The following is a 12,913-nucleotide window of genomic DNA, read 5'->3' on the forward strand; positions in this document are numbered from 1 at the left end:
TTATCTTGTTACTTAATGATCTGAATAAGACCTTTTTCTTCAAGAATATCGGCAACTCCCTGAAGAGCTGAACAGCTACAACCAAGTCTGCGGGCAATATATGACAGCGGTTTGGTTCCGTCGCTATAATTGAGCAAAAACATGACTCTTCTGATAAAGGCCGGATTATTTATAATATCGTTCATACTTGAATCTTTTCTAGAGCCGTTTGTATTTACTCCAGGATATAAAGCATAATCTCCGAGTTTAATTTCTCCGTTTGGATAGTTGTTCTGGTAATACTTTTCCTTTTCATGAAGCAGTAACAGCCTTTCAAGCTTGTTGCATGAATCTACAAGCGATTCCATTCCCATAAGAGCTTTATTATCTAGAGATGTATGGTACTCAGGGTAGGAACCGTAAACCTTTCTTGCTATCTGAGATATTGGCAGATTCAGTCCGGTAGAGCAGTACTGTCTCTCATCTGATCCACAGGAAGGATCAAAGTGTTCAACTCTGATATGTCGTTTATCCTGAGGAGTATTATCTTCCCAGAAGTCTGAGTAGGTCCCATCATTGATCCTGTCTACAAGAAGATCAAAAGGAGAATCCTCTTTTCGTGATTTTTTAAGACGGAATGTATCCTGCAATCCTCCAAGACAGGTTAGAACAAGACCTGCAAAGGTATTGGCCTTTATGCTCTCATAATGATCAGAGATGTAGGCAATGGAACCAATTGTTTCTGGATTGATAAGAAATCTGTAGGAGAAACGACGCTGTTTCCAGCTTTTTATTCTCTGATAAAGCATCGCCTGAACAATCGGTCCACTCAGCTCATTGTTTGCCATTGAGGGGTGACACAGATACGCTGTGATAAGAATTTCCTTCTTTGATTCTCCTTCTAGCAGGCACTCTCCGTTGACCAGTCTGCCATCTGTAAACTCACTTTTAATGCAGGCATGATAGTTTTTATTTTTCATGGAGAGAAGCTGTTTCTGCGTCATGCAGAATCCCCAGTTATCTTTGTAATATGAGGTTGTATAAGGTACTGCATCTTCAAGATGAGGGGAAACAAAAATGTGTTTCTTTAATTCATCTAGAGGTATGACTTCATCAATTGGCTGAGAATAATTGACTACATACAGGTTGTTATCTTTAAAATCTATAATTCTGTTATTATCCAGATCTTCTATGAAAGCTTCATGAATAACCCATTCCTTTGGTATTTTCCAGTTTAGAACCTGCTTTCCTGTAGGGTAAGATAGAAGATTAAAAGGTATATATTCACAAAGAATTTCTAGAGATTTTCTATATCCCTCACCAAGAATACTTCTGTTTAGAGGAAACAACCTGTCAAAAAGGCTGTTTATCTCTTTGATACTGTACAGACTTTTTTTCATACTAAATTATAATTAATTGTTTTATAAGGAATTATAAAAATCGATAGACCTCTGTTTAATTATGGTTGATTTTAGCAGTAATGATTATTAAAGAATTTGTTTTCTGTTGTTTTTTAAATATTTTTTTTCTTAAATGGAAAAAAATAGATACCTTAGGAAGAATGACCGATTTTTTTTAAGTAAAATGTTTTTCTAAAAAAAGGAAAAGGACACAACAATGCCATTTATCAAAAAAAGTTTTATTACAGAAAAGCTGTTGCCTAATGTGGCTATTGAGAAGCTGATAAATAATTATGTTCAGTTAAAAAAAGCAGGTTCAAACTACACCTGCTGCTGTCCTTTTCACCATGAGAAAACACCTTCTTTCAGTGTGACACCCTCAAAACAGATGTTCTACTGCTTTGGTTGTAAAGAACATGGCAATGTCATTGATTTTGTAATGAAATACAAGAATCTTGGCTTTGTTGAAGCTGTAGAAGAGGTTGCTCAATTTGCGGGAATTGAGGTTGAATACGATAAGTCATCCTCTCATTCAAAAGACGAGTATGACCGGCTGAAAGAATACTACGAGCTGATGGACAGATGCGCCTCTCTGTTTTCATCCTGCCTGAAATCTGCAGAAGGACAAGTCGGCTACAATTATTTTAAAAACAAAAGAGGTCTTTCTGATGAAACTATTCAGAAATGCCGTCTGGGTTTTGCTCCTGCAAATCCAAGATTTCTTCAGGATGCAATCTGCAGAAATCCCGGGGATGAAAAGAAACTGATTGATCTCGGTTTACTGGTTCAGGGGCAGTACGGTGTTCATGCCATGTATCGAAACAGGGTTATGATCCCTATCTTTGATAAAAGAGGACGCATTATCTCCTTTGGTGGTAGAACCATGGGAGACGATAAGCCTAAGTACATGAACACCAAGGAAACTGCGATTTACAGAAAGCGACAGGAACTTTTCGGTCTATATGAAAGTCTTCTGGCTAATAACAACCGCCCTCAGCGCCTGGTTGTTGTAGAAGGCTACATGGACGTAATCTCAGTTCGTCAGGCTGGCTGTTCCTATGCTGTTGCGTCTTTGGGTACAGCAACAACACCAGAGCAGATTCAGACGATGTTCCGTTATACAGATAGAATTGTTTTCTGTTATGACGGTGATAGTGCCGGTAGAAATGCAGCATGGCATGCTCTGCAGATTATTACTCCAATCATGCAGGAAGGAAAGGAGATCAGTTTTGCTTTTCTACCTCCGGAGCATGATCCCGATTCACTCGTAAGAGAAAAGGGGCTGGACGCCTTTGTAAAGTTTCTTGATGAGGCAATGAGTTATCCGGAGTTTCTGGTTCTGCATAATTCACAGTCTTTTAACCTGCAGGATCCGAATGAATTATCAATTTTTATTAATAATTCTATAAAACTTATTGCTCAGATCCCTTTGTCTGCGGTGCAGATGGTGTGTATAAAACTTTTGTCAACACCATCGGGAATTTCAGAAAATCAGCTGTATGACATGCTTAAAGCCAATAAGGATTCTGTAAAAGAAAATAAGTCAGAGCAGAGAATAATCTCAGAATCCTTTAATAACGACAGAAAAGCAGAAGCAGGGGAAGTACTGAAAACTCCAATGAGAAAGCTAATGGCTTTTATTGTTCAGCAGCCGATTGTTGTTTCTTCGGTATATCATGAGTTTTCTCTAGATACTTTTGTTGCCCTGTGCAAGCGAATGAACGTAAACGGAAGCTCTCATCTTGAAGGTATTCTGCAACTGATTTCTGAAAATCCAGAAATCACTCCTGCAAACTTTATTGAACTTACCAGAGGAACGGAATACGAAAAAACAGTTCGTTTCTTAATGGATGCTCCTCTGAACCTTGTTACCACAACAGGAGCCGAGCTTCCTTTCAATGACAGAATTGATTATTTTGCGGTACTGCTGGGAGATGTTCTTTTAAAACCATTGAAAGAACGAGCTCAGATGCTGAAAATTCAGCTATCTCAGGGAAATCCGAATGCTCTTGAAGAATATGGGGTAATCCAGAGAATAATCAGAAATAATCAGAAATAGAAGCGTTAAACAAAGAAAAAAGCCTGCCATATCTTAACAATGGCAGGCTAATTCCTTGACTGATAAATATAAAATAGGTAAAATACTTCTTCGAAATATGGCCCATTAGCTCAGTTGGTCAGAGCAGACGACTCATAATCGTTTGGTCTCCCGTTCAAGTCGGGAATGGGCCACCACTCCATTAAATCTATTCAGATTTCTTTTTCTCTAATACAGTTGGACACTTACTCATACTGTCTTTTGTTGCAGTTACGTAATGACCGTTTTCTTCAACCATCACGGAACCGTTTGTACTTCCAGTTACAAGACGAACTTTCTTGCCGACCCCGTACATACAGGAGAATGGCATATCAACAATCATTGGGCCATTTTCTGTCTCAATTGTCATTCTTACACCGTCAGTTCTATCTGCCAGCATTGAATAACCTTTTCCTGCAAGTAAACCAGCTCCTGCTCCAACAAGTGTTCCTGTGGTATGACCGTTGAGCATATTACCGACGATCGCTCCTGCAACAGCTCCCATTACCGCATTGGTAGAGGAATCCTGCTGTTTGTTATTCATATCTACACGTTCAATATCTGTAATTGTTCCGTCATAAAAGGTATTTACAGAGCCCGCTTCAGTGGTTGGGTTAGTACAGCCGTTTATGGCTAGGACAGATGCTGCAATTACGACTGCTGGTAAAGAATATTTATAATTCATGATTTTTATGTCCTTGTAGTAAGTTCTCACCAAACGTTATTTTAGGAATATTATCTCATTTTTGCTAAAATCGTTTCTGTTAAAAATAAAAAAAATGTTCAGTATATGTCTAAGAAAAGTATAGTTTATAAGAATTATCAAAATCCTGTTAAAATCAAGATTTCTGAAGTTAACTCCTTCGGACAGGGCATTGCTTATTATGAAGATAGCGAAATTTATGTAGAAGGCGCCCTTGAAGGAGAGGTCCTTCTTGTTGAGATCGGAGAGCCTTTTGCAAATGGCTCTAAAAGAAGACCGGGAAGAATTTTATCCTTTATAAGCAAATCAAAGGACAGAGCTGAAAATTTCAATGAACTGGAGCATCCTTCCCTATATGCCTATGGTCACATGACTTATGAGGCAACATTGAGAAAAAAGAAACAGGATATTATTTCTGCGGTAAAGAAAGCAGGCTTATCTTCTGAGCTTGTGGAAGATGTTCATCCCTGTGATATATCTAAGCCATCAAGATATAAATCCATAAGACATTTTTCTCTTGAAAACGGCAGAATTATTAATGGATTCTTTAAGAGTCGTTCTCATGAAGTTATTGAAATAAGATCATCCAAATATGAACCTGCCTGGTTTTCCGAGTTTGCTTCCGCGTTATGTGCAAAGCTGACGGAACAGAACATCTCTGTGTATGATGAAGCATCCTGCAATGGAGAATTGAGAGCTCTTTATTTAAGAGATACTCTTGAGGGAAAATTATGCACTCTGATCCTGTCTTCAAAGGCTTCTGATGCATTAAAACTTTCTTATCTGAATACGGCCAGACAGTTTGGAATTGATTCCATATACATAAACGTTAATTCTGACAGGGGCAACCGAATTCTTGGTGATACCACTTATCTTGTGGACGGAAAGGAGACTGTAGAACTTCCTTTATGCGGATATAGATTTGCTGCTGGACCTCATACCTTTTTGCAGGTTAACTATCCGGTTGCATGTCAGTTGTATGAGGAAGCTGTTAGCTGGTGTGGAGAGGATAAAGAGTCAGTTGCTCTGGATTTATGCTGTGGCGTAGGTACTATGTCACTGTGTCTTAGTCCTTTCTTCAAAGAGGTGTACGGCCTGGAAATAGTGGAGGAATCAATTAGTGCTGCAAAGAACAACGCCCGCCTCAATGGAGTGGAGAACGTGTTCTTTGAGGTAGCTGATATTACTAAAGGCCTTACTGATCAGCTTAGAAAGAAAAATATTCGAGCAATTATCTGTGATCCTGCAAGAGCAGGAATTGGAGAGAAAGCCTGTCTTCAGTTATGCAGGCTGAAAGCCCCTTTGAAACTGGCTTACATTTTCTGCTCTCTGACAGCTCTGTCTCGAGATTTGATGACTTTGTATGCAAACGGCTTTAAGGTTAAAGCAGTAAAAAGCTTTGATATGTTTCCTTTCTCTTCGCATGTGGAGACTATTTGTCTTCTTGAGAAGATGTAATATTCTCAAAACTCAGTCCATTAAGAACGGAGTTAAAAACAAAAAGGCTACATTGTACCAGTTTGCAAAGAATCAACTCTTTCCAGAAGTAGAAGTTTTTCTTTTCGTTCAAGTCCTCCGGAGTATCCGGTAAGTTTACCTCCTGAGCCTATGATCCTATGGCATGGAATGATTATCGCTATAGGATTATGTCCGACAGCTCTTCCTACAGCCTGAGCGGACATGTGACGCTGTCCCTGTTCTGCTGCGAGCCTTTTGGCTATTTCGCCATAGGTTGTGGTTTGTCCGTATGGAATTTTTTGTAATTCATTCCATACTCTTTCCTGAAAGGCTGTACCTTTAAAAGTTATTTCCGGACTAAAGTTAGGACACCTTCCTGCAAAATAAATAGCAAGCCAGTTCTTTGCAAGCGTGAATACCGGCAACTCTTTCTCTGAGTGAGGACTATCCATTGTTCCTGCATAGTTGTTCTGATCAAAAAAACACAGTCCTGTCAGTTTTGTACCGTCACTAGAAAGTGTTATCTTTCCAAGAGGCGACTCATAGTAATTTACAAAGTCCATTTATCTCCAATTTTTTGTACTGATGATACTTTGATAAGACTATTATTTGCCTCTTCTCCATAAAAATACAGTCTTGTGAGCTATTTCTAGGCTTGTTTTTACCGAAAGTGATAAGGTTAAAGGGAAATAAAGCAAATTTAATCAGAAAAATTTCTCGACAGTTTTTTGAGGATGTGAAAAACATGTCTTACGGCTTACAGATTGCTTCTTTTATTATCATCTTCATTGTGGTAATGGAGTTTTATCGTTACAGAAGGTTGAAGCTGTACACTACAAAAATGTTTGAGGTTCTGATTTTCTTTTCAGCTTTAAGTATTCTGTTTAAATCTCTATGTCTGTTTTCATATTACCATCCGGAATACTTCACCATATTAAGTACCAAGATAGTTCACCAGCTTTTCTTTGTTACTGTAAATATCAATATCTGGCTGATTTATATGTATATTGATCTTAGAACCAGATCAATTAAAAACTATACAAATGCGCAGTTTGTACTGAGAACTCTTCCTCTGTGTGTATCTTTTCTTATGGTTATTTTTGGAGATATAGGTTACCATTCAGAGGGAGATGAAGCCTACTCTTATGGGATAATCTCTCAAAGCAGCTATCTGGCTTTTGCCTGTTATTTCCTGCTTATTGTTTTTATGCTTTTAAGGTCAGATCCTTCGAAGGAAAAACGTTTCTACTATGAATATGTTTTATTTCTTTTTATCTGGCTTGTAACAGCGACAGTTCAGTATTTCTTCCCTTTTATGCACCTGTCATCAGCTTCGTCATGTGTGGCAGTGCTGTGTTTCTATCTGATTTTTGAAAACCCTAAGGAGCATACGGATAAGGATATACCATCGGCTTTTTCAAGATATTCATTTGAATATACAATTCAGGAGTTTTTTAAACTCAGACGCCATTTCTGGGTGATTAATTTTTCTCTGCAGAATGTTGAGTCAATCAGAGCAACTTATGGTCAGAAAGTCTGCTTAGAATGCATAGAAAAGGCAATTATGACGATTCCTGAATTTAAAAGCCGCAATATTTTCAGAACCCTTGAATACAGTTTCGGTTTCATAATTAGCTCAAAAGAAGATCTTGAGCATCTTTATGGTAACTACAAATTATCAGATAGAACTCTGCTGCTGTCAGATTACATGGTAACACCTTCTTTTTCAGTCTGTTCTGTTGAATGTCCTAATATCGTGTCTGATTCAGAAGATCTGATGGATTTGCTTTCATTTTGTAGAAATGCAGATGAATATGGTAATAATCACTCCATTCAGGTAATTGACAAGGCAACTGCAGATCGGAGAGAGTATAGAGAGGAGATTGAAACTCTACTTCAGAAAGCCATTGATGAGGATGGTTTTGATGTGTATTTCCAGCCAATTATCAATTCTGTTTCTAGAAAATGCGTATATCTTGAGGCTTTGATAAGACTTAAGGCCGAATCATCTCAGGGGTATGTTTCTCCTGATGTATTTATTCCTATTGCCGAGAAAAAAGGTCTAATCTATCAGCTCGGTGACAGAGTAATAAACAAGGTCTGCAGTTTTATCAGAAAATACAATCTGGATAAGAAAAATATTATTCAAGGAATTGCTGTAAATCTGTCGGGAATACAGCTCTCAGAGCCATCATTACCTTATCGTCTGCATCAGGCTGTTAAGAACTATAATCTTTCTCCTAAGTTTATATTTTTTGAAGTCACAGAAACCGCTGCGGTTCATTCTGGAAAAATTGCTCAGTCTAATATATCTAAGTTAAGAAAATTAGGATATAAGCTGTCAATGGATGATTTTGGCACTGGATATTCTAATTTCTACAATATGGCCTCTATCAGTTATGATTTAATCAAGATTGATAAATCTCTGATCTGGCAGGCATTTGATGAAAAAAATAGAAAATCTATGACGGTTCTTCTGTCTATCATCAACCTGGTTCATTCGATAGGCTGCTCTATTGTGGCTGAAGGTGTTGAAACTGATGCACAGGCAAATTATTTTAAGGAATGCGGAATTGAGTTTCTACAGGGCTTTTATTTTTCAAGACCTTTACCGTCAGATTTGATTCTTGAGTATCTTGAGAAGAATTCAGAGATACACTGTCCGCTGGAATCTTTAAATATTATCAGTCATTAAAAGATATTTACTCGCCGAGCGGAATGAAAACCTCCCGCGTGTGGGGAGGTCTGTGTTGTTTGAAATTATGCTCCTAGTCCGTTGAACTCAAGTACAACTTCTCTAGAAAAGACTCTTTCGCAGTAGCGGCATTTCATCTGGATCTGATTTCCTTCTGTAGAAATCTTAAAACGAGCATTTGCATCTTTTTCCTCGTTGGTGATGCAGTTGCTGTTTGGACATTTGAAAACACCTACAGTTTCTGCTGGCAGTCTTAATTTGTATTTATCTACTACCTTGTAGTCCTCAATCTGATTGATGGTTGCATTTGGAGCTAGAACTGCAATCTGTTCTGTTTGTGCTGGAGAAAATACAACATCAGCAATCTTAATGATATCTTTCTTGCCGAGATCACCTGAGCGCAGGTTGAATCCAACAGTAAGCTGATTGCCTTTCCCCAGGAATTTAAACATACGAATGATATTGATTGCCTGTCCAGGGGCAATATGATCGATTACAGTTCCGTTAGCAATAGCCTCAACAAGGAGTTTTGATTTGTTGTTTTCTACATGAGCTTCTGACATCTTAAATCTCCTTGTTCAGAACTAGTGAAAGAATAGCTTCGCGGGCATATACACCGTTAGCTGCCTGTTTGAAGTAATATGCGTAAGGGGTATCATCTACAGAAGAAACAATTTCATCAATTCTTGGCAGAGGGTGAAGAATCTTCATGTTTTCCTTTGCATCTGCAAGTGTTTCTGGGGTAAGGATGTATTTTGATTTTAAGTGTTGATACTCTGTTTCATCGAATCTTTCTTTCTGAACACGAGTCATGTAAAGAATATCAATCTTTGGCATTACTTCTTCTAGACTGCTGTGTACTGAGAAAGTAATACCTCTCTTGGTCAGATCATCAAGAATGTACTGAGGCATTGCCAGTGATTCTGGAGAAACCAGATAAATTCTTGCATTGTATAAGGATAAGGCTTCTGCCAGAGAGTGTACTGTACGCCCATACTTCAGATCACCGACAAAGGCGATTGAAATATCCTCAAGTCTGCCCTGAGTTTCCATTATGGTAAACAGATCTAGCATGGTCTGAGATGGATGCTGGTTTGAACCGTCACCTGCGTTGATAACAGGCACAGGTGATATATCTGCAGCTAATCTTGCGGCACCTTCCTTGTTATGTCTTATTACAAGGGCATCTGTGTAGGAGGTGATGATTCTCATAGAGTCCATGAAGGTCTCGCCTTTCTTTCCTAATGAGGTGTTGGCCGCATCAGGGAATCCGATAACTCTTCCGCCTAGTCTCTGAATAGCAGTTTCAAATGAAAGACGGGTCCTGGTTGAGCCTTCAAAGAAAGTTACACCGATAAGTTTGTCTTTTAACAGATCAGTGCGTGGATTCTTCTTAAGCTCAAACGCAGTTTTAAGAATTAATTCGATATGGTCTTTAGAGAATTCAGATATAGAGATTATATCTTTTTGGAAAAGTGGATTTGTCATGTTTTGTCCCTTTACTGTTAGAAAACCAGCAAGAACTGGGACGCATTCGCTTTCAGGAGCGCTTGCGTTTACGCTGTTCCTGAAAGCTACATTATACTCTAGAAGACATTTTTTTTGTGAAGTTGCGGAAATTTAAATCTAGATGGTTACTAACCGCCTGAAAAATCGCTTTTTACTTAAGATGCATCTAAATTTAATTTGCACTAAAAATGTGCTGACAATACAATATGTATTTTAAACTATTCACCTTTTGTATTGTTTTTCTGAAGTATCTCCAGCTGAAGAATTCCCTCTCTGTAGATTTTTGAAAAATCTTTAAATTCTAGTAACGGATTTTCTTCACCAAAAATATTTCCAGACAGACAAGCCATCAGGAAAATACTGTACAGGGAGGAAAAGAAGTAATCTGTCATTTTCTGGCTTACATTCAGTCTGGCACAGTGTTGATTCCAAAGCTCTTTTGTTGGAAGAATTGATTCCTCGTTCATCATCTTGGCAATATACGGATGTTTTATTGCCAGGTTGAAAAGCATCTGATAACGATGGATAAAACGAGGTTCATCAAAGAACTTTTCAATACCTATAACAGCATTGTTGAACAGTTCTCCAACAGTTTTGCTTTCATACAGACTTGCGTGCTGAATGATTGGCATATGTGAGACAAAACTTTTGTGCAGAATTGCCTTAAGGATTTCATTTTTGTCCTTAAAATAAAGATAGATGGTTGATCTTGCCATCTTTCCTTCTTTTGCAATATCTGAAAAAGTTGTTTCCTCAAAACCATTTTCAAGAAAAAGCTTGTCGGCGCAGGCTAAGATCTCGTCGGCTCTTGATTCTTTTCTTCTTACTCTTTGTTTCTGTTCTGCCATATTCATCCTCGTTAGGGACAATATACTTAGTTTTTACATATTATACAATTAGTCATATTTAAAATATCTGCGTGTTTTAAATCCAATATTTCTAAGTCCTTACTAAGCGAGCTCCGATACTCTGTGACTCAGCAAGACAAACTTGTTTTATTAGGAGCTGTTTTGTATGAAATTAAGTAAAATCCTGACTGTTTCTGCTTTAGTATTTGGCTTATCATCTGCAAATGTATCTTATGCAGGAGATAGTTTTGGATTCTTCTACAGTAAGGACGGAAGCAATCTCTCTTATAGTAGTGGTTACCCATTCTATCCTAGACATCATCGTCCACATGAGCACATAGTGGAGCATCATCATTTTTATCATGAGCCACCTCGTCCTCATCATCACCATCATCACCATCCCCATCACCACCATCACCACTGGGATGACTAATGAAAAAAATATTATTTAAAATAAGGTTTGAAATTTAGTAAATATTTAGCTAAAAATCTGTAAAAACATATAGATAGAGTTGTTTGTAATTATGGATTCGTATTCTTTATGATATATGTGGTGTTTAATTTTATGAACAATTTTACAAATAACTCTTTACAAATACACTGGTTTTAAAGATAATACTACGGCAAAATCTACAGGGGCATAGTTCTAATGGTAGAACAGCGGTCTCCAAAACCGACGGTTGTGAGTTCGAGTCTTACTGCCCCTGCCATCCTTCATAATAATCATATTTTCCATAGAAAAACGAAGACAGTTAAAGAATACCTTTGTGTTCTAGGTCTTTTCTATTTGCTTGTCATTCCTTTATAATAAGTTTTATTTTGTAGCAGGTTCTTTTGCTCCTGGACTATTGCTGAACTCATCAACATAAAAAAAAATGATATTAAAAAACACTCAGATTATATGGAAACTTAAAGAGGGGACTGTATTAAAGTATGGTCCTCATCAGGATACTAATGAAGAGGTTAAAACTTCAGAAGTTGCAGTTAAGTCTGAGTGTGTCCAGGAAGTTCCTCACGAGATAAAATCAGAAATTACAGAGCAGAGTTCTTTATCTGAACTGAAAATTGATTCCGTTTTACCTTCGCTCGAAACATCGACTGTTTCTCAGGAATCACCTGTTTCAGATGGTAATGGTAAAGACGTACAGGTAAATACTCAGATAGGCCGCATTGAGCAGGCCTATCCTGAAAGTGTAAATGCTAATCTTGTCAATCTTGCTAATACAAGCCCTTTGGTCGATGGCGTTGTTTTGAACTCACCCAATACAGTTCAGCCTTTAGGAGCAAGATGGCAGTCTTTACCATACAGACTAAGAGCAAAAAGAGCAGATGTTTTTGTGGATATGCAGTCATCTGTAGATTATCTCAACTCTCTTGTGGATTTTCTTATCAGCAAAGGTTTGGATGTTAAAGAGTATAACGATGAAGTTCGTTATCTTCCATCTGACATTATTCTTGCTGATGCATCAAGACTTATCGATGCTGGTACAGTTCTTGTTTTACAGAGAGGAAAACGCTATATCTGGGAAGCTCTTTTAAAAGAGTTCGGAGCGCGACTGAATGGCAAATAATCCTTTTTACACAAGAATTCTGACCAGAGAGGATCTTTCTTTGGTCAAGAGTATGGAAAAAATCGAGTTTCGTACTCAGAAAAATGCTTGGAATGCCCAGTCGCTAATCGAGTGCTTTGATGACAGTTATTTAATCATTGGCCTGTTTAATTCACAGTCTTTAATCGGTTTTTCTGTCATTTACAACACAAAATTTACCACAGATCTTCTTACTATAGGGGTTGATCCTGATTTTCAGGGAAAGAAACTGGGAAGCCTTCTTTTAAGGGATACCCTTATGGTAGCTCTTAACAATCAGGTTCAGGAGTGTTTTCTTGAAGTAAGGGTAAGCAATATTGTTGCTCAGAATCTGTATAAGAAATTCGGTTTCAAGATCGTTGGAACCCGTCCCGCCTATTACAATCCTGTCGGAAATTCTCCTGCTGAAGATGCCTATACCATGCATCTGTGTGATATTAAAGAAAATGTTGATAAGACGCTCGCACTTTAACATTGTTCATGTTTATTTCTTCTGCTTATTTTGCTAAAAGTATTTAGTGATGTCCTATCTTTAGTGTTAAATAGATTATTCAGCCTGTTTTTTTATAATTTATAAAAAAACACGATAATACAAAACGTTATGCACTAAATGGAAGCAATTGATTTTTATAAAGAAATTAATTTAATAATTTTT

12 protein-coding genes and 2 tRNA genes are annotated in these 12,913 nt (G+C 37.7%); 8 read left to right on the forward strand and 6 right to left on the reverse strand.

What is annotated here, in order from left to right; translation table 11 throughout:
- Nucleotides 1-8: 8 nt before the first annotated feature.
- Nucleotides 9-1,379 carry a DUF4910 domain-containing protein gene (locus QZU45_RS00730; RefSeq protein WP_295350385.1) on the reverse strand — a complete coding sequence of 457 codons (1,371 nt, stop codon included), beginning with the start codon at nt 1,377-1,379 and terminating at the stop codon, nt 9-11.
- 217 nt (nt 1,380-1,596) lie between these two features.
- Between QZU45_RS00730 and dnaG the strand changes: the two genes are divergently transcribed.
- Both dnaG and QZU45_RS00740 read left to right on the forward strand, forming a co-directional pair.
- On the forward strand, nt 1,597-3,438 hold the full coding sequence (gene dnaG / locus QZU45_RS00735; RefSeq protein WP_295350387.1) for a DNA primase: 1,842 nt from the start codon (nt 1,597-1,599) through the stop codon (nt 3,436-3,438).
- 99 nt (nt 3,439-3,537) lie between these two features.
- Nucleotides 3,538-3,614: transfer RNA gene (locus QZU45_RS00740), tRNA-Ile, on the forward strand.
- Nucleotides 3,615-3,625: 11 nt separating this feature from the next.
- Here the strand turns inward: QZU45_RS00740 and QZU45_RS00745 are convergent.
- Nucleotides 3,626-4,141, reverse strand: coding sequence for a YMGG-like glycine zipper-containing protein (locus QZU45_RS00745; protein ID WP_295350390.1), 516 nt, complete (start codon nt 4,139-4,141; stop codon nt 3,626-3,628).
- Between the two features lie 105 nt (nt 4,142-4,246).
- On the opposite strand from QZU45_RS00745, the gene rlmD reads away from it, so the two are divergent.
- The gene (gene rlmD, locus QZU45_RS00750; protein ID WP_295350394.1) at nt 4,247-5,617 is read left to right on the forward strand and encodes a 23S rRNA (uracil(1939)-C(5))-methyltransferase RlmD; all 1,371 of its coding nucleotides are present in this window, start codon (nt 4,247-4,249) and stop codon (nt 5,615-5,617) included.
- Between the two features lie 47 nt (nt 5,618-5,664).
- On the opposite strand, the gene QZU45_RS00755 is transcribed toward rlmD, so the two are convergent.
- On the reverse strand, nt 5,665-6,180 hold the full coding sequence (locus QZU45_RS00755; protein WP_295350398.1) for a methylated-DNA--[protein]-cysteine S-methyltransferase: 516 nt from the start codon (nt 6,178-6,180) through the stop codon (nt 5,665-5,667).
- Nucleotides 6,181-6,362: 182 nt separating this feature from the next.
- On the opposite strand from QZU45_RS00755, the gene QZU45_RS00760 reads away from it, so the two are divergent.
- Entirely contained in the window at nt 6,363-8,312 is a 1,950-nt protein-coding gene (locus tag QZU45_RS00760) for an EAL domain-containing protein (protein ID WP_295350401.1), read from the forward strand.
- 65 nt (nt 8,313-8,377) lie between these two features.
- Here QZU45_RS00760 and pyrI read toward each other — a convergent pair whose 3' ends face one another.
- The 3 genes from pyrI to QZU45_RS00775 all read right to left on the reverse strand — a co-directional run bounded on the left by pyrI (nt 8,378) and on the right by QZU45_RS00775 (nt 10,669).
- Nucleotides 8,378-8,875 (reverse strand): aspartate carbamoyltransferase regulatory subunit, encoded by a 498-nt coding sequence (pyrI, locus tag QZU45_RS00765; RefSeq protein ID WP_295350404.1) that lies wholly within the window; start codon nt 8,873-8,875, stop codon nt 8,378-8,380.
- Nucleotide 8,876: 1 nt separating this feature from the next.
- Complete coding sequence (gene pyrB, locus QZU45_RS00770; protein WP_295350407.1) at nt 8,877-9,800, reverse strand: aspartate carbamoyltransferase; 924 nt, start codon at nt 9,798-9,800, stop codon at nt 8,877-8,879.
- 239 nt (nt 9,801-10,039) lie between these two features.
- Nucleotides 10,040-10,669 carry a TetR/AcrR family transcriptional regulator gene (locus QZU45_RS00775; protein WP_295350410.1) on the reverse strand — a complete coding sequence of 210 codons (630 nt, stop codon included), beginning with the start codon at nt 10,667-10,669 and terminating at the stop codon, nt 10,040-10,042.
- Between the two features lie 166 nt (nt 10,670-10,835).
- On the opposite strand from QZU45_RS00775, the gene QZU45_RS00780 reads away from it, so the two are divergent.
- From QZU45_RS00780 to rimI, 4 genes are all read left to right on the forward strand, one after another.
- Nucleotides 10,836-11,102 carry a hypothetical protein gene (locus QZU45_RS00780; protein WP_295350412.1) on the forward strand — a complete coding sequence of 89 codons (267 nt, stop codon included), beginning with the start codon at nt 10,836-10,838 and terminating at the stop codon, nt 11,100-11,102.
- Nucleotides 11,103-11,303: 201 nt separating this feature from the next.
- Nucleotides 11,304-11,379: transfer RNA gene (locus QZU45_RS00785), tRNA-Trp, on the forward strand.
- Nucleotides 11,380-11,544: 165 nt separating this feature from the next.
- The gene (locus tag QZU45_RS00790) at nt 11,545-12,240 is read left to right on the forward strand and encodes a hypothetical protein (protein ID WP_295350415.1); all 696 of its coding nucleotides are present in this window, start codon (nt 11,545-11,547) and stop codon (nt 12,238-12,240) included.
- Nucleotides 12,230-12,730 carry a ribosomal protein S18-alanine N-acetyltransferase gene (gene rimI / locus QZU45_RS00795; RefSeq protein WP_295350418.1) on the forward strand — a complete coding sequence of 167 codons (501 nt, stop codon included), beginning with the start codon at nt 12,230-12,232 and terminating at the stop codon, nt 12,728-12,730. The genes QZU45_RS00790 and rimI overlap by 11 nt, the downstream gene beginning before the upstream one ends.
- Nucleotides 12,731-12,913 lie beyond the last annotated feature (183 nt).

Origin of the sequence: uncultured Succinivibrio sp., assembly GCF_902756765.1 — a bacterium.
Lineage (GTDB): Bacteria > Pseudomonadota > Gammaproteobacteria > Enterobacterales > Succinivibrionaceae > Succinivibrio.